Raw genomic sequence first — 23,026 nt, 5'->3', positions numbered from 1 at the left:
TCATTTCCTCGGGCCGGGCATCCGTCGAACCGTGATGAACCGGCCCTAACCGCCTCAGTCGAACCAGCGGTCCCGGGCCAACTCGTCCGTCCGGGACGGGTCCTCCAGCAGCGCGGCCACCTCGAACCGCCGCGGCCACTGGCCCGCCGCCCGGGCGAGACCCGCCGCGACGCCCTCCAGGGTCGCCGCGTGCACCACCCCGTCCGGGGTGCGGCGCCAGTCAAGTTCCACTCCCTGGACGACGAGCTCCTCGTGTTCCACGTAGGTGGCCGGGGTCGTCGGGCCGAGCAGGGTGCGCACCGACTCGGGCACCGTCCGCACCGCGCCGTCCGCCGTCACGGCGCCCTCGACCACGTCGGACAGCCGCCGCACCTGGAAGAGTTCCGCGAGGGCGTTCGCCGCGGAGGGGCGGACCGGCAGCAGGGGCAGCCCGGTGGCCAGCGGCAGCAGGTCCGGCGCGTCGGCGACCACCGCGTCCGCGGCGTCCACGACCGCCGCCCGGCCGTCGAGCACCGCGCGGAGTTCCTCCGGCAGGGTCACCCGGTCCGCGTCGAGGTGCGCCAGCTCACCGTAGATCGCGTGCAGTTGGGCGGGCGTCACATCGCGCTCGGGGTCGGCCAGCCGGTCCAGGAGTTCGGCGGCCCCGCCCGGCTCGTCCAGCAGCGCGGTCACCGAGGTGCGCACCCCCAGGGCCCGCAGCACCTGCGCGTCCTCGAAGCCGGCGGCGTCCGCCGACTCGTACAGCCCGGCGAGCAGCGGGTCCGAGCCGGCGGCCCGCAGCCCCGCCGGGCGGCGGCCCTCCAGCACCGGGTGCCCGCGCAGCCACCAGGCGGTGTACGGGCGGACGGACTCGGTGGTGCCGTCCGGCAGCAGCACCCGCACCGGCTGGGTGAGCGCGTCCCGCAGCGGCGGGCGGGACAGCAGGGCGAGCGCCTGCGGCCAGCGGTCGTCGTCGACGAGGTCGAGGTCGCGCACCGCGATCAGCTCGGTGGCCACCGGCGGCACCGGGGTGTGCGGCAGCCGGTCCAGCACGTCCTCGCACCACACGTCGACGGCGTCCAGCAGGCCGGCGTCGTCCGGTTGGGCGAAGTCGCCCTCCCGGGGCTCCAGTTCGTCCGGGTCGAGGACCACGTCGGTGGCCCGGACCAGGGCGAAGTCCGCGAGCACCCCGCAGGCGGCGAGCGGCTGCCCGCCCCAGCGCTCGGCGAGTTCGCGGTCCACCTCCGCCAACTCTCCCTCCCGGATGACGAGGGCGAAGGGACTGTCCGGCAGGACCAGTTCGCCCGCCGGGGCGAGTTCGCCCTCCTCGTCGGTGAGGGCCAACGCCCCCAGCCAGGGCTCGTCGCCGGGGGCCAGGTGTGCGTCCCGGACCAGTCCGAGGACGAGCTCGGCCAGCCCTTCCGCGTCCAGACCGGCGCCCGGCTCCGCCCCGTACGGGTCGGCCCCCGCCCACTCCTCGTCCAGGGAGGCGGCGACGGCGGCCCGCACCTGCGGGGTGGTCAGCACCGCGCGCGGGGTCGCGGGCAGCGCGCCCAGCTTCTCCAGCAGCGGGTGCGCGGCGTCGGGGTGGGCGACCTTGAGGCCCAGCCGGGCCAGGACCGCGGGCGTGCCCGGGGCGTCCGCGTCGGTCGGGCCGGTGCCCGGCACGGGCAGCAGCACCTGGCGGGGGCCGATGGTGGTGCGGCCGTCGGCGAGCGGCACCGGCAGTCCGGTCAGCCGGTCCGGGTCCACGCCGGCGAGGCTGTCGTAGAGCCGCCACCACCAGGCGGGGTCGCGCTCCAGGCCGGCGAGCCGGTCCACGGCGTCGGTGAGCGGGGTGCGCGCCACCCCCAGGGCGCGCAGTTCCACCCGGCGCTCCAGTCCGGCCGGGAGCAGGGTCGGCAGCACCTCGGCGAGCACCTCGACGGTCTCCGCGCCGGCGCCCTCGACGAGTTCGGCGTCCCGGGGGCGCAGGGCGTGCCCGTCCTCGGGGGCCCGCTCGGCGTCGCCGTCCCACGCCTCGGGGGCGGGCACCGGGGCGGCCGGGGCGTGCCGTGCGGCGGGCGGCAGGAACGCGGTGCGGGGCAGCCGCTCCAGCACGGCGGCGCGCAGCGCCCCGTCGAGTTCGGCGCGGCCGAGCGGGCCTGGCACCAGATCCACGGTGCCGGGGCCCACCGGGTGCCAGCCGGCGAGCAGGTCGGCGTAGGCGTCGGCGGCGCGGGCGGTGAGGAAGTCGGTGAGCGGGCCGGGCGCCGCGTGGCGGCGGGTGGGGTCCATCGGGTAGGAGGCGATCAGCAGGGCGGGCAGGCCGAGCGGCTCGTCGCTGGGGGTGGGCGCGTGGACCACTGGCTGGGTGCGCGGCGGGCGGGGCGCGCCCGCGTCGTCCACCGGGACGGCCCAGGTGACCGACCAGTGCGGGCGGAGCCGTTCCTCGGTGGGGCGCCCGGCGAGGAGCTCGGCGGTGAGCGGGCCGGTGCGGCTGAGGGTGCGCCAGCGGGTGGTGCCGTCCCGGGTGTCCTCGACGACGGTGTACGGGGCTTCGGTGCGCCGGGCGAGGGTGCGCACGGCGGCGCCGGGGAGTTCGACGGTGACCTCGGCGAGGCCGGGCAGGGTGAGCAGCAGGGCGGCGTCGACCTCGGTGAGGAGGCGCTCGGCGAGCTCCCGGGCGGTCGCGTCGCGCAGTGGGAGGAGCACCGCCGTGTCGTAGGGCTCGGGGACGGCTCCCGAGGCCGGGAACGGCAGCCGCAGCAGGGGTACCTGGCCGGCGCGGCGGTGGAGTTCGTCGCCGAGCGAGCCGGGGGTGCCGGCCGGATCGCCGGAAGCGGTCCGTTCGGTCTGGGTGCGGGCCTCGTCGAGGGACCAGCGGACGCCGCCGGTGCGGCTGAGCACGGCGGGCGCGTCGGTGAGGGTGAGGACGGCGGCGAAGCCGACGCCGAACCGGCCCACGGCGCCGGCCGCGGGGTCGGAGTCCTCGCGTTTGGCGGAGGCGCGCAGGGTGGCCAGGGAGCGCACGCCGGCCGCGTCCAGCGGGGCGCCGGTGTTGGCGGCGAGCAGGGTGCCGTGCGGGGTGCCGTCCTCGTGGAGGGCGAGGCGGAGCCGGCCGGGGGCGCCGGTGCGGGCCGCGGCGTCGGCGGCGTTCTGCGCGAGCTCCACGACCAAGCGGTCGCGGTGACCGCCGAGGGCGAGGTCCTCCTCGGCGTTGGCGTCCTCCCGGAAGCGGGCGGGCGCGGCCCGCCAGGCGGCGAGGACCTCGGTGCGCAGCCGGTCGGTGCCGAAGGGGTCCGGGGCCCCGGGGGCCTGGGGGGCGGGGCTCGGAGACGTGCTCACGGGGTGCTCCTTGTCCTTGGTCCTGCGGCCCGCGGCCTGTCGGCGACCGCGGCGCGGGCCCGGCGCCCGGCCCGCTGGTCGCCGCTGGGGCGTGCCGGGGCCGGGCGTTCGGGCGTGCCGCCCGAAGGTACCGCCTCGGGGAGGAGGGGTCGGCGGCGCGGGTGCACGGGGACCCCCGCCCCCGCGCCCGACGCCGGATACCCCCCGGACAGGGGGTGTGACTACGCGTGGCCCGGGCCCTCGGCGGGGGGGTCCGCGGGGGCCGGGTCCGCGTCGGCGGTGGGGTGGAGGGGGAAGACCTCGACGGTCGTCTCGTCCAGGACCGGGGCGGGCGGGCGGTTGCCGCGCGGGACCACCGCCGCCTCGGAGTGGGCGCCGCAGCCGTAGGTGAGGGAGACCAGTCGGCCGTCCGCGGGGGCGAACTCGTTCGCACAGACGCCGAACGCCTGTCCGAGCGCACCGCCGACGGGGGCCAGGAAGCCACAGCTCCCGCAGTTCCCGGGGGCGGCCTGCGCCATCGGAGTGGCCCCGCCGAACGCCTGGTCCCAGCGCTCCGCGGCCTCCTTCAGCCCGAGCGGGGACAGCACCCGGGCCCGGCCGAGTCCGAGTTCGCGGGCCACCGAGGCGATCTCCGCGCGGGCGGGCGTCACCGGCAGCGCCGGCGCCGGCCCGTCGACCCCGGCCGCGGCCTCCTCGGCAGCGGCCAGCCGTGCGGCCTCCGCCGAACGGACGGAGTCGGGCGCCGGCTCGTCCGCGCCGCTCCAGCCGCCCGCGAGCCGCGGGTCACCGGCCGGTGCGGGCCCCTCGACGGGCCCGGCCGCGGGCTCGTCCGCGGCGGCCGGCACCCCCGGTTCCAGGCGCCGGTCGTCGTCCTCGGTCGGCAACAGGTCGCCCGGGCCCAGATCGCCGGGGCGCAGCCGCTCGCTCCAGGGCAGCCACTCGGGGGCGAGCAGGGCGTCCGGGCCGGGCAGCAGAACCGTCTCGTCAATCGTGACGATCCGGGCCCGGGAGGCCCGGGCCACCGTCACCGCCCAGCGCCAGCCCCGGTAGCCGGGCTCCTTGGACTCGAACAGGTGGGTGAGCACCCGGTCGCCCTCGACGACCACGTCGACGTGCTCACCGACCACCCCCGGCGCGGCGGCCTCCTCGGCTGCGGTGCGGGCGAGATCGACCGCCTCGGCGCACAGACGGTCGGGGGTACGGCTTCGCGTTGTCGCTGCGCTCACGGGTATCGCTTCTCTCCTACACCGTCTGTCGGGTGCGCCTCCTGTCGAGCGGCGGACCGGCTGCACCGGGAGCACGGACGGAGCGGACCTGTGGGCCGCGTCAACGTCCGCGCCCGGCCACCCGGGCGCACCTGTGTCATCCATTCTGCGTGATGAGCGAGAGGCGCGCGGCCAGGACCAGTCACCGCAGGCGCGTGGTGCACGCTACCCTCTCCGGCCGCCGGCGCCCACACCGGCGTACGGTGCGGCCCGGCTTCGTTCCCGGTCCGAGACCCGGCGGCCCCCGGTCCGCGCCCCCCGCAGCCGGGCGCGCCCCCCACCCGGCGGACGTCGTTTCCGCGCCACGCGCGCCGCTTTGCGGGCACTATGACGGGGTGGCAGTCGCCAGGTCGTCCCGCTCCCCGGGCGGACCGGGCCCGCTGAGCCGGGCCGGCCGCACGGTGGGACGCGCGCTGCACCTGCCGATCACCGGCCCCGCCCGGGGCATCCGCCGGGCCACCCACGCCCACGGCGCCGGCGAGTCCGGCCTCGGCAAACTGATCGAGCTGCACGCGGTGAACGGCGCCGGTGACGTCATGGTCACCGTGGCGCTGGCCTCCACCGTCTTCTTCGCCGTGCCCACCGACGAGGCCCGCGGCCGGGTCGCCCTCTACCTGGCCGTCACCATGGTCCCCTTCACCCTGCTGGCCCCGGTGATCGGCCCGCTGCTGGACCGGCTGCCGCACGGGCGGCGGGCGGCGATGGCCGCGGCGATGCTGGCCCGGGCCGCCCTCGCGCTGCTGCTGTCCAGCGCGGTCGTCACCGGCAGCCTGGAGCTGTACCCGGCGGCGCTCGGCGTGCTCGTCGCCTCCAAGGCGTACGGGGTGGTGCGCAGCGCCGTGGTGCCCCGGCTGCTGCCCGCCGGGTTCTCCCTGGTGCGCGCCAACTCGCGGGTCACCCTCGGCGGGCTGCTCGCCACCGGGGCCGCCGCCCCGATCGGCGCCGGGCTCCAGTTGATCGGCCCCCGCTGGCCGCTGTACGGGGCGTTCGTGCTCTTCGTGGCGGGCACCTTCCTGTCCTTCCGGATGCCGCCCAAGGTCGACTCGGCCAAGGGCGAGGCCCGGGCCCTGCTCGCGGCCGGCCCGGACCCCGCGGACCGCCCCGCGCGCGCCCCGCGCCCGAGGAACGGCGCCCGCCGGCCCGGGCTGCGCACCGTGGGGCCGGCGGTCACCCACGGGCTGGCCGCCAACGCCGCGCTGCGCTGTCTGTCCGGGTTCCTCATCTTCTTCCTGGCGTTCCTGCTGCGGGAGCACCCGATGACGGGGCAGAGCGCGGCGGTGTCCCTGGGCGTGGTGGGCGTGGCGGCCGGGGCCGGCAACGCCCTGGGCACCGCGGTCGGCGCCTGGCTGCGCACCCGGGCCCCGGAGCTCATCATCGTCACCGTGGTCGGCGGGGTCCTGCTGATGGCGCTGGTGGCCGCCGTGTTCTTCGGCGCCGTGCTGGTGGCCTGCCTGGCCGCCTGCGCCGGCTTCGCCCAGGCACTGGCCAAGCTGTCGCTGGACGCGCTGATCCAGCGGGACGTCCCCGAGTCCGTCCGCACCTCGGCGTTCGCCCGGTCGGAGACCCTGCTCCAGATGGCGTGGGTGCTCGGCGGCGCCGTCGGCATCGTGCTGCCGCTGAACGGCACCCTCGGGCTGCTGGTGGCCGCCGCGATCGTGGCCACCGGCTGGCTGACCACCGTCCGGGGGCTGCTCGCGGCGGCGCGGCACGACGGCCCGGCACGGGCCCGGGTGGCCTGAGCGGGGTCGTGCCGGGGCGGCACGCCGTACCCGCGTAACACGCCCGTCCCGGGGGCCCGCTAGCCTTTCCGCCATGACGTCCCTGCCCGCGGCCGAGCCGCACCTGAAGTCCGCCCCGGCCACCGGGCGCCCCCGCCGCCTGCGCCGGACCGTCGCCGCCGTGGGCGCCGTGTCCGCCGGTCTGCTCGTCCTGTCGGCCTGCGAGAAGCCGACGCCCGTCGCCACCGTCACCGTCGGGGACGACTCCGTGACCTCGGAGGCCTCCTGCTACCAGGACGGCGACGCGATCAAGCCGGCCGACGTGGAGAAGTGCCTGAAGGACATGGACGACGTCAAGTCGATCACCGTGAACCCGGACGAGACGGTCCGCTTCGGCGTGGACGTCGGCATCGCCGACAAGGAGTGGACGATCCTCCTCAACGGCCAGCGGCTGACCGACTACAGCAAGAACACGTACCGCACGGTTCCCGGCAGCGTCTTCTTCAACCAGCAGTACGGCGCCAGCGGCAGCTCCACCACCGTGACCATCGCCGAGGGCGGCGAGAACAAGGTCACCGGGCTGTGGACGTTCCGGCTCAAGAAGGCGTCCTGACGGACCCCGTCCGATGACCCGGCCCCTGCGCGTCCTGGTCGCCACCGCGGTGCCCGTCGAGCGGGACGCGGTGGCGGTCGCGTTCCGCACCGAGCAGCGCGAGGTGCCGGTCCCGGGCGCCCCGCTGCGCCGGCTCACCACCCCCGGCGCGCGCTGGGACCTGCTGGCCGCCGGCGTGGGCCCGGCCGCCGCCGCGAGCGGCACCGCCTCGGCGCTGACCGCCGCGGCCCTGGACGGCGCCCCCTACGACCTGGTGGTGTCCACCGGGATCGGCGGCGGCTTCGCGCCGGACGCCCCGGTGGGCTCCCTGGTGGTCGCCGACGCGATCACCGCCGCCGACCTGGGGGCCGAGGCCGGTGACGGGGCCGGCTTCCTGCCCGTCACCGAACTGGGCTTCGGCACCGTCACGCACACCCCGCCGGCCCCGCTGGTGCGGGCGGTGGCGGGGGCCCTGGGCTGCCCGACGGGCGGCGTCCTCACCGTCTCCACGGTCACCGGCACCGCCGCCCGCGCCGCGGACCTGCGTACCCGTCACCCGGGGGCGCTCGCCGAGGCCATGGAGGGCTTCGGGGTCGCCGAGGCCGCCGCCGCGCACGGCCGGCCCGTCCTGGAGATCCGTGCGGTGTCCAACCCGGTGGGCCCGCGCGACCGGTCCGCCTGGCGCATCGCCGACGCCCTGGACGCGCTCACCGACGCGTTCGGCACCTGCGCACCCGTCCTGGAGAGTGGGGAACCCTCATGACGTCCACCGCCGACACCGTGTCCGGAGCGGCCCCGGAGCGGGCCGTGCCGCTGCGCATCGCCTACTCGCCGTGCCCCAACGACACCTTCGTCTTCGACGCCTGGGCGCACGGCCGACTCGCCGACGCCCCCGCCCTGGACGTCACCTTCGCCGACATCGACCTCACCAACGGCATGGCCGAACGCGGCGAGCTGGACGTGCTGAAGGTGTCCTACGCGGCGCTGCCCTGGGCGCTGGACGAGTACGCGCTGCTGCCCTGCGGCGGAGCGCTGGGCCGGGGCTGCGGGCCGCTGGTGCTGAGCCGCGAGCCCGGCGCGGACCTGGCCGGGCGCACGGTGGCGGTGCCCAGCGAGCGCTCGACGGCGTACCTGCTGTTCCGGCTCTGGGCCGCGGAGCGGGTGGCCGGCGGGGTGGGCTCGATCGTGGTGCTGCCGTTCGACGAGATCATGCCCGCGGTGCGGGACGGGCGGGTGGACGCCGGACTCGTCATCCACGAGGCCCGCTTCACCTACCGGAACTACGGGCTGCACGCCCTGGTCGACCTCGGCGAGCACTGGGAGACGACGACGGGGCTGCCGATCCCGCTCGGCGCGATCATCGCCAGGCGCTCGCTGGGCGCGGCGGCGCTGCGCCGGCTCGCCGAGGCCGCCCGCGCCTCGGTCCGGGCCGCCTGGGCCGACCCGGACGCCTCCCGCCCCTACGTCCTCGCCCATGCGCAGGAGATGGACCCGGCCGTCGCCGACCAGCACATCGCGCTGTACGTCAACGAGTTCACGGCCGACCTGGGCGAGGAGGGGTACGCGGCGGTGCGGACGCTGCTGTCGCGGGCCGCGGACGAGGGACTGGTGCCGCCCCTCGCCCCCGGTGCGCTGGCGTTCCCCTGACCGGGGTCGGCGTGAGAACCGCTCGTCCGGATCGTGCCGGGCCCGCCCGGCCGGATCCGAACGGGGGACCCTACACGTCGAGTTGGTCGGCGACCGCCCGGAGCAGGCCGGCGATCTTCGCGCCGGACGCCTTGTCCGGGTAGCGGCCCTTCTCCAGCGCGGGCGTGATGTTCTCCAGGAGGGTCGTGAGGTCCTGGACGATCGAGGCGAGTTCGTCCGGCTTACGGCGCTGGGCGGCGGCGACGGACGGCGTGGGGTCGAGGACCGTCACGGACAGGGCCTGGTCGCCCCGTTGGCCCGCCACCACACCGAACTCGACCCGCTGGCCCGGCTTGAGGACGTCGACGCCGTCGGGCAGCACGGAGGAGTGGACGAAAACGTCGCCGCCGTCGTCGCGGGAGAGGAAGCCGAAGCCCTTCTCACTGTTGAACCACTTGACCTTGCCAGTCGGCAAAGCACACACCCACTTCCGCTTCACAAGGCCAACGTTTGGACCAGCCTACCGGGGCTGTCCCCATTCGATCACCCAGGAAAACAAACGGGGCGGCCACTCGATCCGGTAAGGGGGCCGTCGACCCGTTGGGTTCACGCCATTGAGGGCTGAACGGACCCGGGAACGACGACGGCCGCCGCCCGTTGTCAGCGGCGGCCGGCCCGTTCGTTCAGGGGGACGGGGAACTGCTCTTCGGATCGGGGAACGGCGGGCGGCTCCGCGTCCCGCACGGGCTCCCCGCGCACCGTCCCACCAGCGGGCCGGAACACCCGGGTGCGGTAGGCCCAGAACCGGAACAGGCTGCCCAGCGCCAGTCCGACGACGTTCTTGGCGAGGTTGTCGGCGAGCGCGGAAGTGAAGTCCAATCCGTAGTGGAAAATGGCGAGAACGCCGTTCTGGATTCCCGTCCCCACCAGGCTGTAGACCAGGAAGAGGGACATTTCCCGGCCGCGCTTCCCGGTCGCCCGGTCGCCGTACGTCCAGTACCGGTTCCCCAGATAGTTGACGCACATCGCGACGGCCGAGGCCATCACTCCGGAGCGGACCGGTTGGAGATCGAGGACACCGATGCAGAAATTGAAAACCGCGACGTCGACGATCCAGCCGAAAGCGCCCACCGCCCCGAACCGTGCCAGCTCGCCGCGGAGGTTTCGAAATCCTTTCCGACGCCCCGGTGAAGCGCTCCTGCCGTCCGTCATGCACCCTCACCGTCGCCTCGGTCGCGGAGGGGCATGTTAGGCACACGCTTCGGCCATCCGGGGCCCCGCCCGGGAGCGCCCGGGGACCCTGTCCGAAAAACCGCTGTTCAGCCGCCGGAAACCAGGGGCCTCCGGCCGGCTCCCCACGGGTACGGCGCCTGCGCCCGCGCGTGCTCCCGCCGCGCCGTCGGCACCCGAGGAGCGTGCGCGGGCGCAGGAACTACCCTGGAGCGGTGCGCAACGAGACCCCAGCGAATTCCACGGTGCCCGGTGACGGACTGATCCGCGTCGGTGCGGTCGTCTTCTTCCTCGGTGCGGTGGCCACCCTGATCACGGTGGCCCCACTGTTCCTGGGGACCACCCCGTTCCCCACCTACATGTTCTGGCTGAGCATGCTGATGGGCGTCGGCTTCGCCGTCGCCGGGGCGGGCGTCCTCCGGTCCATCGCGGCGCAGCGCCGGCAGGCCCGCGCCGTGCAGCGCGCCGGTACCACCGGCTGACCACCGGACCGCCCCCGGTCAGCCCCGCGCCGCATGCGCGGCGAGCCAGTCGGGGAAGCCGGTGAGGTCGGCGAGGACCACGTCCGCGCCGGCGGCCCGCAGCTCCTCCGCCGAGCAGGGACCCGTCGCCACGGCGACCGACACCGCGCCGGCCGCGCGCGCCCCGCGCACGTCGCCGACGTGGTCGCCGACGTACACGGTCGCCCCGTGCGTCCGCAGCGCCGCCGCCTTGCCCTCCGCCCACAGGTTCCCCACCACCGCGTCCGCCTCGATGCCCAGGTGCCGCAGGTGGAGCACCGCGTTCGGCTCCCACTTGGCGGTCACGACCAGCGTCCGGCCGCCCGCCGCGCGCACCGCGTCCAGTGCCGCGCCCGCGCCGCGCATCTCCCCGGTCGGCTCGATGGCCCACCGCGGGTACATCCGCCGGTACCGGTCGGCCACCGCCGGGACGCGCTCCGCCGGGAACCAGTGCGCCAGTTCCTCCGTGAGCGGCGGGCCCAGCCGGCTGACGACCAACTCGCTGTCGATGGCGACGCCGGTCTCCTCGGCCAGGGCGTCGTAACAGGCCCGGATGCCGGGACGCGAGTCGATCAGCGTCATGTCGAGGTCGAACCCGACGACGAGCCCTCCGCCGGGCGCCGCCCCGCCGATGCGGTGCCCGGTGGGCTCCGGTCCGGTCGCGGGGTGCCCCGGCACCGTCCGGGGCACGGTGGGCGCGGGGTCCGTCGGGGGGTGCGTCGTGGAGGTCACGCCCTCCATTGTGCCGGGACGGGCCGGAACGTCCCGTCCCGTGCCCGTCCGCCGCACCTCGGCACGCCCCGCGCCGCCCCGACCCCGATCCCCACGCGTCTCGCATCCCGGACAACTCCCGAAGCACGGCCGAAAAGGGCCCACCCTTAGACTTAGCCAAGCCTTACCAACCCTCGCTGTCACGGGAGTACCGCCGATGCCGGTCAGACGTGCCGTCGCGATGCTTGCGGCCGTCGCGGCCCTGCTGCTCGCCGTGGTGTTCAGCCTCGCCGTGGGCGCCCGTACCATCGCCCCGTCCGTCGTCCTCGACGCCCTGCTGCACGGCGGGTCCAGCGAGGACGCCATCGTGATCCGCGAGATGCGGGTGCCCCGCACCCTGGTCGGGGTCATGGTGGGGGCGGCCCTCGCGATGGCCGGAACCGCCTTCCAGGGCATCACCCGCAACCCGATCGCCGACCCGGCCATCCTCGGCATCAGCCAGGGCGCCTCGGTGGGGGTGATCCTCGCCATCGCCTTCCTCGGCGTGCACACGCTCAACGGGTACGTGTGGTTCGCGTTCGTCGGCGCCGCGCTGGCCGCGCTGGCCGTGTACGCGATCGCCTCCCGCGGCCGGGGCGGGGCCACCCCCATCAAACTCGCGCTCGGCGGGGCCGCGCTCAACGCGCTGTTGGCCTCCGTCCTCACCGGCATCCTCACCACCCGCTCGGCCGCGCTGGACGAGTTCCGCTTCTGGCAGGTCGGTTCGCTGTCCGGTCGGGACGCCGAACTCGCCGGTCAGGTCTGGCCGTTCCTGCTGATCGGCACGGTGCTGGTGATCTCCGTGGCCCGCGGGCTGGACGCCCTCGCCCTCGGCGAGGACATGGCCAAGGGCCTCGGGCAGAAGGTCGCCACGGTACGGATCGTGGGCGGGCTCGGCGCGGCCGTCCTCACCGGGGCCGGGGTCGCCGCGGCCGGCCCGATCGCCTTCATCGGCCTCGCGGTGCCCCACCTGGCCCGCGGGATCGTCGGCACCGCCCACCGCTGGCTGCTGCCGATGGCCGCCCTGCTCGGGCCCACCATGCTGCTGGTCTCGGACACCGTGGGCCGGGTCGTGTTCCCGCCCAGCGAAGTCCCCGTGGGGGTCATGACGGCCCTCCTCGGGGTGCCGTTCCTGATCGTCCTGGTGCGCAGGAAGACGGTCACCGCATGAGCCGCACCGGCCACCACCTACGTCACACCCGTCACGTGGGCAGCGCGGGCACGCGCACCGAGACGTTCCGAGCGTTGCGAGAGGCGGCACGCGGATGAAGCTCCGTACCGCGGACGGCGTCACCGCCGACCCGACCCCGACCCGACCCTCCCGGCCCGGGGCCCGACCCGCCGGCTACACACCCGTGCGGTTCGGGACGCGCGCCTCGTTCCTGGTGCACCGGCGGGCCGTGGTCACCGCCCTCGCCCTGACCGCCGTGCTCCTCGCGTCCTGCGTCGCCTACCTGTCGGTCGGCGAGAGCTTCGTCTCCCCCGCCGAGGTGCTGCGGGTGCTCAGCGGCCAACCCTCCCCCGACGAGCTGGTCGTGGAGAGCCTGCGGGCGCCGCGGCTGGTGGTGGGGCTGCTGGTGGGCGCCGCCTTCGGAGTCGCCGGCGCGCTGATCCAGTCCGTCGCCCGCAACCCGCTGGCCAGCCCCGACGTCATCGGCATCAGCCAGGGCGCGGCGGCCGTCACGGTCGGCGCGATGACCTTCGGCATCACCTCCTACGCCGTGATGCCGTACCTGAGCGTCGCCGGCGGCATCCTCGCCGCCGCGCTCGTCTACGCCTTCGCCTGGCGCGGCGGGGTGCAGGCCGCCCGGTTCGTCCTGATCGGCATCGGCATCGCCGTCGCCCTGCGCTCCGTCACCAGCCTGTTCATGACCAAGGGCGACCACAACGTGGCCCAGCAGGCCCAGGTGTGGATGACCGGCTCGCTCAACGGCCGCGGCTGGTCGGAGGCCGCCCCCCTCGGCTGGGTGCTGCTCGCCCTGGTGCCCGCGATGCTCTGGGCCGCCCACGCCCAGCGCAGGGTCGGCGTCGACGACGCCACCGCCACCGCGCTCGGCGTCCGGCTCAACCGGGTCCGCCTCGGGCTGGTCGCCCTCGGCGTGGTGCTGGCCTCGGTGGCGACCGGCGCGGCCGGCCCGGTGGACTTCGTGGCGCTGCTCGCCCCGCAGGTCTCCCGCCGGCTGACCCGCACCGCGCAGATCCCGCTGCTGTGCTCGGCGCTGACCGGCGCGGTGATCGTGGTCGTCGCGGACCTGCTGGCACGGCGGATGTTCGCCCCCACGGAACTCCCCGTCGGAGTGCTGACCGCGGCTGTCGGCGCCCCCTACCTGATCTGGCTCATCATCCGCAGCCGCACTGGAGGAACCTCGTGACGCAGTCACCGTCCCTGGGCAAGCAGTCCCCGTCCTCCGACCCGAAGGGCCCCCGGCGGGCGGAGGCCGCGGCGGCCGGCGGGCTCCCCGCGGACGCCGCCGCGCGGCTGCGGACCCGCGAACTGTCCCTCGGCTACGAGGACCGCACCGTCGTCCAGGAACTGGACCTGGCGATCCCGGACGGCCGGGTGACGGTCCTCGTCGGCCCCAACGCCTGCGGCAAGTCCACCACCCTGCGGGCGCTCGGCCGGCTGCTGAAGCCGCGCGGCGGCTCGGTGCTGCTCGACGGCACCGCCCTCGCCGAGCTGCCCACCAAGCGGATCGCCCAGCAGATCGGACTGCTGCCGCAGACCCCGGTCGCCCCGGAGGCGATCACCGTCGCCGACCTGGTGGCCCGCGGCCGTCAGCCCCACCAGCGGTGGTGGCAGCAGTGGTCCGAGGCGGACGAGCGGGCCGTGACCGAGGCGATGGAGCGCACCGACGTCGCCGCGCTCGCCGACCGTCCGGTGGACGCGCTCTCCGGCGGACAACGGCAACGGGTGTGGATCGCGATGGCCCTCGCCCAGGAGACGGAGCTCCTGCTCCTGGACGAGCCCACGACCTATCTCGACATCTCCCACCAGGTGGAGGTGCTCGACCTGGTGCGCCAGCTCAACCACGACCGGGGCCGCACGGTGGTCGTCGTCCTCCACGACCTCAACCAGGCCGCCCGGTACGCCGACCACCTGGTGGCCATGAAGGACGGCCGGCTGGTCGCCCAGGGCCCGCCGTCCGAGGTCGTCACGGAGGAGTTGGTCCGCGAGGTCTTCGGCCTGGACTGCGTGGTCGTCCCGGACCCGGTCACCGGTTCGCCGCTGGTGGTCCCCGGTCTGCCCTGGCGCCCGGCCGCCGCCTGACGGCGGCGCCTACCCGTTCGCCCCCGGCTCCCGCCGGGCGGTCAGTCCGGCCATGAAGGGGTTGCTCCGGAAGACGTCCCAGTGCTCCGGGCCGCGCTCGCGCAGGGCGCTCTCGGGGATGTCGGGAACGGACCACCGGGGGACGGAGAGGCCGGCCTCGCGGGCCGCTTCGGCGTAGACGTCCTCCTCCCAGAGGGACGACTCGACGACGATCTCGCCGCTGGGCGCGAGCAGCGCCGCGGTCATCCGGTGGCGGCGCGGCAGCGCGGTGTGGGAGAGGACGCGCAGGCCGTGCGGCTCCCAGTCCTGCCGCTCGGGGTCGAAGGAGTGGTGGGCCGTGACGGCCACCAGCCGGCCGCCCGGCACCAGGTTGCCGGCGACGGTCGCCATCATGCCCTTCAGCGCGGCGACGGATTCGGTGTAGGGGAACAGCCACACCGCCATCACCACGTCGAACTCCCCGATGGCGCCGAGGTCCGCGGCGTCGCCCACCCGGAAGTCGATGCCCGTCGCGTCCTCGGGCAGGGCCTCGCGGGCGAGCCGGACCATCTCCGGCGACAGGTCCACCCCGGTGACCCGTTCGGCGCCGAGCCCCTTGACGTACCGGGTGTAGTGCCCGTGCCCGCAGCCCAGGTCGAGGACCCGCAACCCCCGCACGTCGCCCAACAGTTCGGCGACATGGGCCTGTTCCGGGCTCTCCCGGGTGGAGGCGTCCTTGAAGGACCGGTACTTGTCGCCGATGGCCTCGTACTGGTTGGCGGGGGCGCCGGTCGCGCCGCCGGTCGTTTGGGTCGCTTCAGGCGCTTCGGTCGCTTCGGTCGCTTCGCTCATGAGGGTTTCTCCCGTTCCGTCAGAGCCACTTGATCCGTGTGGAGTCCAGAGTTGCAATTGAAGGCATACCCGCCGCCCGGGACGACGAAGTTCGCCCGAACCCGCTCTTCGCCCTGCCCCGGTCGCGGGAAGACCCGGCCGACGCCCCCGGGCCCGCACGGTGGACCCGGCGAGGACGGACGGCACGCGAAATCCGGTGGAACGAAGCCGCAGTGTGCCGCTAGCGTGCGGCCGAACCACGTCGTCTAGGCAAGGACGCGCCGTTGTACACCCTGTGAGACCTCCCAAGCGCTGAACCGTCGCGCGACGCACCCGTGCGCCGTGCGGCTCCCTGCTGCGGATTTCTCATACGGAAACCGGTGTACTCCTGTGCTCACCACCTGGGCCGTCATGCCCACCTGCCTGCCCCTCGTCCGACGCCGTTGTCACGCATGCCCCTCCGAGCGGTTCCGCGCGAGCGGCAGGTTCCGCGTCAACGCGCACCACAAGCTCCTCGACGCCTGGCTCCTCGTGCTCTGCTCCGCCTGCGGGGAGACCGCCAAGCTCACGGTCTTCGAACGGATGAACGTCCGCTCCGTGCGGCCCGCGCTGTTGGACCGGCTGCACGACAACGACCCCGTCCTGACGGCGGAGTTGCTCCAAGACCCGGCCGTGTGGCGTCGCAATCGCGTCGCCCTCGACTGGGCCGGCGCCTGGCGCCTCGACACCGGCGCGCCGGTCAGCCGGGACCACGAGGTCCTCGACGTCACGGTCCGCTTCGCGGCGCGGATCCCGGTCCGGCCGGTGCGGTTGGTCGCCGAGGGCTGCGGGCTCACCCGGACCGCGGTCGAGCGGCTCATCACGGAGGGGAGGCTCGTGTCGGCGGTCCGGCTGGGCGGCAAGCTCTCCGACGACTTCACGTTCACGCTGAAGCGCTGAGCCGCGTCGCTCCCCGGGCCCGGTCCGGCGGATTCCGCCGCCGGACCGGGCCCGGGGGCGCCCGCCAGGTCAGGACCACAGCAGAAATGACGGCAGTCCGCTGCGCGAGCGCCGTGGCGGCGCGGCCGGGCCCGGGTACGGGTGTCGGTGAACACCGGGCTGTGCGGTGGCGGCCCAGGGCTGGGCTCCCTCAGTCGGTCGACGACGGGGCCACCGGGAGGGGAGAGATCCCGGGCTCGTAGTGATTCCGTAGATAGATACGGGTGCGTTCGGGGGAGTAGTCGTGCGCGTACAACTTGACGCAGCGCTCATCGTAAGTGCCGGCCACGTAGGACGAGTCGAGCGGATCTTCTGAGGCACTGGGAGACACTTCCACCGAGCTGGGTTCGTCACCGCTCGGACAGACGTAGCCTTCCCGCACACCGCTCTTGAGAGTCTCCGGCTCCGGGAGGCCGAAATGGGCGAAGTCGCGAGGGGCAACGTCGATGGGCTCCGGGGAATCCAACCACTTGCCCTTCGGGGGGTTCTCCTTCAGATACGTCTCGGCCTCGGACCTGGTGAGCGTGAAGGTCAGCAAGCCAGTATCGAACTGGATAGTGATTTTGTAAGCGGCTTTGAGGGACTTCGCCATGGGCGGCACCGCGAGGCCCAGTTGCTTGCTCATCCACTCGGGCGTGATGCCGGGGGCCCACCTGGAGACCCTCAGGCGGTCATCGCCGCCGCTCTCGCTCTGCCCATCGCACCCCGCCACCACGAGCAGGACGGCTGCCGATCCGGCCACGGCCCGTACGGTCCGCCGCCCAACGCGAGTGGACTCCCTGTGACAGTCAGTCATCGAGTTGCGGTCCTCCCTGGCGCATCGGTCATGCGGTCCTGCTGTTGCTCCCGTCCAGGATTCATCCGTCCGTCCCTGCCTTCTTCCGGACCCGGCAGCGGGTCGTTATTGGGTTCCACGGAACCCAATTCATAGTGCTGGACGCTACTACTGCCAAACATATCGAATTCCTGAGCCAGCCCCACGCGATGAAGTTTCGCCATCTCCCCGTCGGGAATTTTCATCGGGCCGATATTTACACCCTTACCCTCGTCCCAGTTGTAGCGATCCCAGACGTTCGCCTGATAATCTACGGCAACCTTGGGGTTGCCGTGCGCGTCCGGCACGACCGTCACGACCCCGGTGACGTTGGAATTCACCCCACCCACTGCGTAGAACCAGTTCTCATTGTCATCCCCGATAAAATAGAACCCTTCACTTCCCTTCACCTCGAAAGAGAAGGAAGCCGGCTTTCCATTATTTTCACGAAACTCACCTAAAGCCCTTTCATGCCAGCCTCCCCGGTTTTCCTGAACAATCTTGTCGATGTACGATTGAAATTCAGGCACATCTACCATCATCTTGTCCACCGGAAGATTCAAGGGGCTACCACTATTCCCCAGATAGTGAGACATATGACGAGAGGCATCCGTCATCCCTTTCCAGTCAGCACCTTCCGCGAGCAACTCCATCCTCTGTTTCGTCGCCAGATCATCGAAGCCTGGCGATTCGGAACCATATTTTCCGGATCCTGCATCCGCCGCAATCTGCGGTGCGGTCGGACCAAGAATTCCCGCCGCCATCAGGTCGGCCTTCTGATCCAGCCAGACTCGGGCTCGGGCGGTCGAACTCAGGGAATCCCAGAGTCGTCGCAGTTCCGCCCGCTGCTGCGGGTTCGCGTCCGCGCCGAGGCCTGCCAGTTCCTTCGCTCGTGGCAGCTGCTCCTCGTCGAGTGAGGTATGGCGCGCGTGGCCGGCGTTCTGCGGGTCACCACCGTGGCTCTTGCGGAGTGCGCGTACGGCTGCGGCGTCGATCTCGGCCGCGTGCTGGACGATCGAGGTGAGGGTGTCCGCATACCACTGGATGCGATCCGCGGTCCGTTGGTCGGGGCCCTCCGGGGTGCACATCGCCTCGGTTACTCGAACCGTGCCGTTCGGGCCGTCGGAAATCAGCAGCCCGGGGTCCGGTGGCTGGCGGGATGGGTCGCCCCTGCCAGCCGATTCCGCATGCCCCCGGGCATTCTTCTGGCAGCGTACGAGTTCCGCGTGGGCATCCGTAAGAACGTTCGCTATGCTCTCCGCCTCCTTCTGGAGGTCGGCAAACTCCTTGGCCGTCTTGCCAACGAATTCCCTGGTCACCGTGGCATTGACACCCTGCCAGCGAGCCACTCCCGCTTTCCTCGTCAGTCCGTCGCGGACCTCGTCGGCGAGCTTGGCCAGTTCCCCGGCCATGGTTCTCCAGTCGCCCGCCGCGGCACCGAGCCCGGCAAGATCCACGGCCATGAGATCCGAGTACGAAAAGTCCCCCACAGACCCTCCTACTTGAAGTAGTCGTTCAGAGCCGAGACGGGCAGGGGGCCCGTCCGACCACAAAGCTCGTCCGCGATCCTGGCGTCCTCCTGAGCATGCAACTTCTTGCTGTAGTCGAGATGGTTCGAGATGTGCGCACAGGCCTGGAGAACATGCTTCACCTGCGAACTCCAGACCTCAACGGTCAAAGCAATTTCCCCGCCGAGGCGTAGGTTGTGGCCGGCGAGCACTGCGGAAGCCTGCATGGTCGACCCCGACCCGTTCTCGTCGGCACCCTTCCCGGCGATGTCGGCCCGCTTCCTCAACTCGCCGTGGAGGACGGACGCCTCGTGCCCGACCGCCCCCAAGTCGTCCTGGTTCACGACGAGGTCCTCGCCCCCACCGCCACTCCCCGGCGCGGACTGGTTCAACTGCATTCCGGCTTCGTGACGCGCCCGCACTGCGGACTTGGCCCGCTCCCACTCTTCCCAGGCCATGAGCCCTCCCCGTTGTGCGCGATGGTGGAACGATCCGTTCGTGCGCTGGTCCCGCAGGTGTCGCCGAGACGTCCCGGAGGACCAGGACGGGCGCCTCTCCCGTGGTGGTTCCCCCGGAGAAGCGGTCCGCCCGGAGAACGACGCCGGCAGCTCGGCGAACTGGGTCGGGTGCGCCAACTGCTCTTCCAGGAGCACGAGTCCGACGATCGGCAACGCACACCCTACGCAGGGCGCCCACCGGTGAGGCCGGGATCGGGTGATCGGTTCGCGTGTCCGTCGAGCCTGTGACCGTGCGACCGGGGTACCGGCCTCTCCCCCGTGCGTGCCCCACCGGGCGTCACCCCCGACGTATCGGACCCGCCCGGCGGGCGGCGGCGCCCTGGACGACCCGTCAGGACTTGCGCTGCGAGCGCCAGAGCAGGAACGCGGCGCTGGCCAGGGCCGCCGACTTGAGCACCCAGGGCCACGTCTCCCCGATGGCCTGGTCGAAGCGTTCGTCGACCAGCTTCGGGCCCCAGTGGCCGGCGGCGCGGCCCCACAGCCAGACGACGCCCCCGGCGAGGGACAGGCCGGGCAGCCAGACCACCGCGAACTGGGACTCGGCGGGGGTGAGCCGTCGGGAGAGCCAGGCGATGGCCCATCCCCCGGCCAGCGCCAACAGGTTCCCGGCGAGCGCGCCGAACACCAGCAGGGCGACGGCGAGCAGCAGCAGCGGGTTGGACCAGCCGGTGAGCAGGGCCCGGGCCGCGCGGGTGCCGGGGGTGGCGGCCGGGGCGAGCGCGGCGGTGTCCTGCGCGGCCGGTGCTCCGGCGGCGGGTTCGGCGGCGTCGTCCTTCGGGTCGGTGGCGGCGGGCGGCGGTTTCAGTATCTCCGGGATCTCGATGCCGCCGACGAAGCCGGGGACGCTGTCGAAGGGTTCGCGCGGTCCGGTGTCGACCCGCCACCAGTCGCGGTTGCCGGACGGGGAGCCGAGTTCGTCCAGGGGGGCGAGGTGCGGCGGGGCCGGGGCCCGGTGGTCGTCGTCGAGTCCGGGCGGGAGGGTCGGCGGGTCGTCGTGGGGCGCGGCGGCCTTGCGGGGTCGGGGGACGAGGCCCCACAGGGACTTGGCGGTCGGTCGCCCGGCGGGTTCGTCGGGGCCCGAAGGGTCCTGGGGCTCCCCGGCCGCGGGAACGAGGGGTTCAGCCGGGGGCGGGGGTGGGGGCGCTTCGACGGTGCGCTGTTCGGGGACGGCCAGGGGAGTGCCGTCGGTGGCGGGGTGCGCACCGGTGCCCGCCTGGGCGACGAGTTCGTCGGGGTCGCCGATCCGGGACAGGATGCGACGGACCGACGCGGGGCTGTCGGTGGACGCCTTCGACCGGTGCCGGTCGATCTCGTCACGCAGCTCGGCCACCAGCCGCATCCGGGCGGACGACGGAAGTTGTTGCTGTTGTGCCAGGTCGCCGACTCGACTCAGGTAGTCGAAGACGAGCCGGTCGCTCTCGATCCCCACGAGGCCCCTCCGCGGTGGCCGGTTGCCAAAACCCCTCGGCGTGACGGTACCGGGTCGCCCGCCGTCGTGGCGCGCCCCCGCGCGCGCCGCCGGTCCGGGCCGGGGCTCGGTGCGGCGCGCTCGGGGGCGGGAGCCCTCGTGCTCCGCGGGGACCCAGTACCGTGAGCCGGATGAGCGGAAAGTCACCCGGAAGCGTCTCGCCCCGGTCCCTCGCGGAAGCCCTGCGCGCCCGCGACGACGCGTTCCTCGCGGAGTTGCTGCGGGCCCGGCCCGATCTGCTCACTCCCCTGCCCGGGGACCTGACCCAGTTGGCGACCCGGGCCGCGACCCGGGCGAGCGTGGTGCGGGCGCTGGAGCGCTTGGACCGGTTCGCCCAACAGGTCGCCGAGGCGCTGGCCGTCGCCCCGGAACCGACCGGGTACGGGGACCTGCTCCGGTTGATGCGCGGTGCCGACGGTGCTGACGGTGCCGGGGAACGGGCGGAGCGGGACGGGGAGGACGGGGGCGCGGCGATCGAGCGGGCCTTGCCGGGGGCGCTGGCCACCCTGCGTGCCCAGGCGCTGGTGTGGGGCGACGACGCGCGGTTGCGGCTGGTGCGCACCGCGCGGGAGCTGCTGGCGCCGGGTCCGCAGCACCCCTCGCCGACGGGCCTGGGGCCGCCGGTCGCGGAGACGACGGCGGGCATGTCGCCGGGGCGGGTGCAGACGATCGTGGCGACGGCCGGGCTGGCGTCCACCCACGACTCGGTGTCGGCGGTGGCCGCGTTGGCCGCCCTGTTCGGGGACCGCGCCCGGATGGACGCGTTGTTGGCCGAGGCGCCCGCCGAGTCCTTGGAGGTGTTGGACCGGTTGGTGTGGGGGCCGCCGTACGGGCAGGTCACCGCCGAACCGGCGGCCCGGCTGCGCTGGTTGTTGGACCGGGGGCTGCTGCTGCCGACCTCGCCGGGCACGGTCGTCCTCCCCCGTGAGGTGGCGCTGCACCTGCGGGGCGGACGGGTGCACCGCCGGCCGGAGCCGTCGCCGCCGCCGCTCGGGGTCCGGGCGGAGCACCGGCCGCAGGTGGTGGACGCGACGGCGGCCGGGCAGGCGTACACGGCGGTGACGGTCGTGGAGGACCTGCTGCGGGACTGGGACGAGGGCGGGCCGGCGGTGCTGCGCGCGGGCGGGCTCAGCGTGCGCGACCTGAAGCGCACGGCGGTCGCGCTGGACGTGTCCGAGCCGATGGCCGCGTTCTGGGTGGAACTGGCGTACGCGGCCGGGCTCCTCGCCTCGGACGGCGAGGCGGACGAGCGGTACGCGGTGACCCCGGCCCGCGACGAGTGGGCGCAGCGGCCGGCCGCGGAGCGCTGGGCGGTGCTGGCCGCCGCCTGGCTGCCGGCCACCCGTACGGCGGGGCTGGTGGGCGGGCGGGACGCGAAGGACCGTTCGCTGTCGGCGCTGGGGCCCGGGCTGGACCGGACCGCGGCGCCGGAGGTGCGGCACCGGGTGCTGGCCCTGCTCGCCGAGGTGCCGCCGGGGTCGGCGCCCGACCCGGAGGCCGTGGTGGCCCGGTTGCGCTGGGAGCATCCGCCCCGGGCGGTCGCGCCGGCGCGTGCGGGTGGTGCGGCTCCGGCGGACGACCCGCGCACCCGGCTCGCGCGCTGGGCGCTGGACGAGGCGGAACTCCTCGGGATCACCGGGCGGGGCGCGCTGTCCGCGCACGGCCGGGAGCTGCTCGGCGCGCCGGACGGGCCCGCGGCGGACGGGGCGGGCCGGGTCGGCGCCGGGGCGGTGGCACGGGCCGTCGCCCGGCTCGCCCCCCTGGTCCCGCACCCGCTGGACCACGTACTGCTCCAGGCCGACCTGACCGCCGTCGCACCGGGCCCGCTGGAACGCCCGCTGGCGGACGTTCTCGCGGTGCTCGCGGAGGTCGAGTCCAAGGGCGGGGCCACCGTGTACCGGTTCACGCCGGCCTCGGTACGGCGGGCGCTGGACGCCGGCCGCACCGCGAGCGACCTGCACGCCTTCCTCGCCGCGCACTCCCGCACCCCGGTCCCGCAACCCCTGTCGTACCTGATCGACGACGTGGCCCGCCGGCACGGCCGGCTCCGGATCGGGGCCGCCGCCGCGTACGTGCGGTGCGACGACGACGGCCTGCTGAGCGAGATCCTGGCGGACCGGCGCACCGAGGGGCTGGGGCTGCGGCGGCTGGCACCGACGGTGCTGGCCTCGCAGAGCGACCCGGCGACCCTGCTGGAAGGGCTGCGCGCGATGGGCTTCGCCCCGGCGGCGGAGACCCCGGAGGGCGATGTGATGATCGCCCGCGCCGACTCCTACCGCACCGGCCCGCGCACCCCGCCGGAGCCGGTCCAGGAGGGCCCGGCCCGCCCGGACGACACGCTGCTGCGCGCGGCGGTGCGCGCCGTGCGCGCCGGCGACCACGCGGCCACGGCGCCCCACAAGTCCGCCCCGGAGCAGCCCGGCGCGCTCCCGCGCACCAGCCCGCCGGAGACCCTGGCCACGCTCCAAGCGGCGGTGCTCACCGGTCAGGCGCTGTGGATCGGCTACGTCAGCGCGGAGGGCGCGGCCAGCCAGCGCGTGATCGCCCCGGTCCGCGTCGAGGGCGGCTTCGTCACCGCCTACGACCACACCGCGGACGAGGTCCGCACCTATCCGCTGCACCGGATCACGGGGGTGGCGGAGTTGGCGGAGGAGGAGTGATCCCGGACGCCGACA

At 74.4% G+C, this 23,026-nt stretch carries 20 protein-coding genes; 10 read left to right on the top strand and 10 right to left on the bottom strand.

The window, feature by feature from the left end:
• Window positions 1-54: 54 nt before the first annotated feature.
• Both ACSMX9_RS16940 and ACSMX9_RS16935 read right to left on the bottom strand, forming a co-directional pair.
• Complete coding sequence (locus ACSMX9_RS16940) at window positions 55-3,306, bottom strand: sacsin N-terminal ATP-binding-like domain-containing protein (protein WP_445394942.1); 3,252 nt, start codon at window positions 3,304-3,306, stop codon at window positions 55-57.
• 221 nt (window positions 3,307-3,527) lie between these two features.
• Window positions 3,528-4,532: a DUF3027 domain-containing protein gene (locus ACSMX9_RS16935; RefSeq protein WP_445394941.1), complete on the bottom strand. Its 1,005-nt coding sequence runs from the start codon at window positions 4,530-4,532 to the stop codon at window positions 3,528-3,530.
• Between the two features lie 374 nt (window positions 4,533-4,906).
• Here ACSMX9_RS16935 and ACSMX9_RS16930 point away from each other — a divergent pair, with 374 nt between their 5' ends.
• From ACSMX9_RS16930 to ACSMX9_RS16915, 4 genes are all read left to right on the top strand, one after another.
• Window positions 4,907-6,310 carry an MFS transporter gene (locus ACSMX9_RS16930; protein ID WP_445394940.1) on the top strand — a complete coding sequence of 468 codons (1,404 nt, stop codon included), beginning with the start codon at window positions 4,907-4,909 and terminating at the stop codon, window positions 6,308-6,310.
• Window positions 6,311-6,383: 73 nt separating this feature from the next.
• Window positions 6,384-6,902 (top strand): DUF2771 domain-containing protein, encoded by a 519-nt coding sequence (locus ACSMX9_RS16925; RefSeq protein WP_445394939.1) that lies wholly within the window; start codon window positions 6,384-6,386, stop codon window positions 6,900-6,902.
• A 13-nt stretch (window positions 6,903-6,915) separates the two neighbouring features.
• Window positions 6,916-7,644 carry a futalosine hydrolase gene (locus tag ACSMX9_RS16920; RefSeq protein WP_445394938.1) on the top strand — a complete coding sequence of 243 codons (729 nt, stop codon included), beginning with the start codon at window positions 6,916-6,918 and terminating at the stop codon, window positions 7,642-7,644.
• A complete protein-coding gene (locus tag ACSMX9_RS16915; RefSeq protein WP_445394937.1) occupies window positions 7,641-8,528 on the top strand; it encodes a 1,4-dihydroxy-6-naphthoate synthase in 888 nt (295 codons plus the stop codon). The genes ACSMX9_RS16920 and ACSMX9_RS16915 overlap by 4 nt, the downstream gene beginning before the upstream one ends.
• 70 nt (window positions 8,529-8,598) lie before the next feature.
• Here ACSMX9_RS16915 and ACSMX9_RS16910 read toward each other — a convergent pair whose 3' ends face one another.
• Entirely contained in the window at window positions 8,599-8,982 is a 384-nt protein-coding gene (locus ACSMX9_RS16910) for a cold-shock protein (RefSeq protein ID WP_351241480.1), read from the bottom strand.
• 185 nt (window positions 8,983-9,167) lie between these two features.
• Window positions 9,168-9,638, bottom strand: coding sequence for a GtrA family protein (locus ACSMX9_RS16905; protein WP_445394936.1), 471 nt, complete (start codon window positions 9,636-9,638; stop codon window positions 9,168-9,170).
• A 314-nt stretch (window positions 9,639-9,952) separates the two neighbouring features.
• Here ACSMX9_RS16905 and ACSMX9_RS16900 point away from each other — a divergent pair, with 314 nt between their 5' ends.
• Window positions 9,953-10,219 (top strand): hypothetical protein, encoded by a 267-nt coding sequence (locus ACSMX9_RS16900; RefSeq protein ID WP_445394935.1) that lies wholly within the window; start codon window positions 9,953-9,955, stop codon window positions 10,217-10,219.
• Window positions 10,220-10,237: 18 nt separating this feature from the next.
• On the opposite strand, the gene ACSMX9_RS16895 is transcribed toward ACSMX9_RS16900, so the two are convergent.
• Window positions 10,238-10,978, bottom strand: coding sequence for an HAD family hydrolase (locus ACSMX9_RS16895; RefSeq protein ID WP_445394934.1), 741 nt, complete (start codon window positions 10,976-10,978; stop codon window positions 10,238-10,240).
• Window positions 10,979-11,165: 187 nt separating this feature from the next.
• On the opposite strand from ACSMX9_RS16895, the gene ACSMX9_RS16890 reads away from it, so the two are divergent.
• From ACSMX9_RS16890 to ACSMX9_RS16880, 3 genes are all read left to right on the top strand, one after another.
• Window positions 11,166-12,158 carry a FecCD family ABC transporter permease gene (locus ACSMX9_RS16890; RefSeq protein WP_445394933.1) on the top strand — a complete coding sequence of 331 codons (993 nt, stop codon included), beginning with the start codon at window positions 11,166-11,168 and terminating at the stop codon, window positions 12,156-12,158.
• 94 nt (window positions 12,159-12,252) lie between these two features.
• Window positions 12,253-13,359 carry a FecCD family ABC transporter permease gene (locus ACSMX9_RS16885; RefSeq protein ID WP_366116791.1) on the top strand — a complete coding sequence of 369 codons (1,107 nt, stop codon included), beginning with the start codon at window positions 12,253-12,255 and terminating at the stop codon, window positions 13,357-13,359.
• A 107-nt stretch (window positions 13,360-13,466) separates the two neighbouring features.
• Window positions 13,467-14,255 (top strand): ABC transporter ATP-binding protein, encoded by a 789-nt coding sequence (locus ACSMX9_RS16880; protein ID WP_445403009.1) that lies wholly within the window; start codon window positions 13,467-13,469, stop codon window positions 14,253-14,255.
• Window positions 14,256-14,264: 9 nt separating this feature from the next.
• On the opposite strand, the gene ACSMX9_RS16875 is transcribed toward ACSMX9_RS16880, so the two are convergent.
• Window positions 14,265-15,086, bottom strand: coding sequence for a class I SAM-dependent methyltransferase (locus ACSMX9_RS16875; protein ID WP_445394932.1), 822 nt, complete (start codon window positions 15,084-15,086; stop codon window positions 14,265-14,267).
• Window positions 15,087-15,455: 369 nt separating this feature from the next.
• Between ACSMX9_RS16875 and ACSMX9_RS16870 the strand changes: the two genes are divergently transcribed.
• A complete protein-coding gene (locus tag ACSMX9_RS16870) occupies window positions 15,456-16,004 on the top strand; it encodes a DUF1062 domain-containing protein (protein WP_445394931.1) in 549 nt (182 codons plus the stop codon).
• A 190-nt stretch (window positions 16,005-16,194) separates the two neighbouring features.
• Here ACSMX9_RS16870 and ACSMX9_RS16865 read toward each other — a convergent pair whose 3' ends face one another.
• The 4 genes from ACSMX9_RS16865 to ACSMX9_RS16850 all read right to left on the bottom strand — a co-directional run bounded on the left by ACSMX9_RS16865 (window position 16,195) and on the right by ACSMX9_RS16850 (window position 20,312).
• Window positions 16,195-16,668, bottom strand: a complete 474-nt coding sequence (locus ACSMX9_RS16865) for a hypothetical protein (RefSeq protein ID WP_445394930.1) — start codon at window positions 16,666-16,668, stop codon at window positions 16,195-16,197.
• Window positions 16,669-16,835: 167 nt separating this feature from the next.
• Window positions 16,836-18,320 carry a hypothetical protein gene (locus ACSMX9_RS16860; protein ID WP_445394929.1) on the bottom strand — a complete coding sequence of 495 codons (1,485 nt, stop codon included), beginning with the start codon at window positions 18,318-18,320 and terminating at the stop codon, window positions 16,836-16,838.
• Window positions 18,321-18,355: 35 nt separating this feature from the next.
• Window positions 18,356-18,823, bottom strand: coding sequence for a hypothetical protein (locus ACSMX9_RS16855; RefSeq protein ID WP_445394928.1), 468 nt, complete (start codon window positions 18,821-18,823; stop codon window positions 18,356-18,358).
• 391 nt (window positions 18,824-19,214) lie between these two features.
• A complete protein-coding gene (locus ACSMX9_RS16850) occupies window positions 19,215-20,312 on the bottom strand; it encodes a hypothetical protein (RefSeq protein WP_445394927.1) in 1,098 nt (365 codons plus the stop codon).
• Between the two features lie 170 nt (window positions 20,313-20,482).
• Between ACSMX9_RS16850 and ACSMX9_RS16845 the strand changes: the two genes are divergently transcribed.
• Window positions 20,483-23,011 carry a helicase-associated domain-containing protein gene (locus tag ACSMX9_RS16845; RefSeq protein ID WP_445394926.1) on the top strand — a complete coding sequence of 843 codons (2,529 nt, stop codon included), beginning with the start codon at window positions 20,483-20,485 and terminating at the stop codon, window positions 23,009-23,011.
• Window positions 23,012-23,026: the final 15 nt, after the last annotated feature.

This window comes from Streptomyces sp. LE64 (assembly GCF_052606915.1).
The sequence above is the reverse complement of the archived record's forward strand: the minus strand, read 5'-3'. Positions and strand labels throughout refer to the sequence as shown.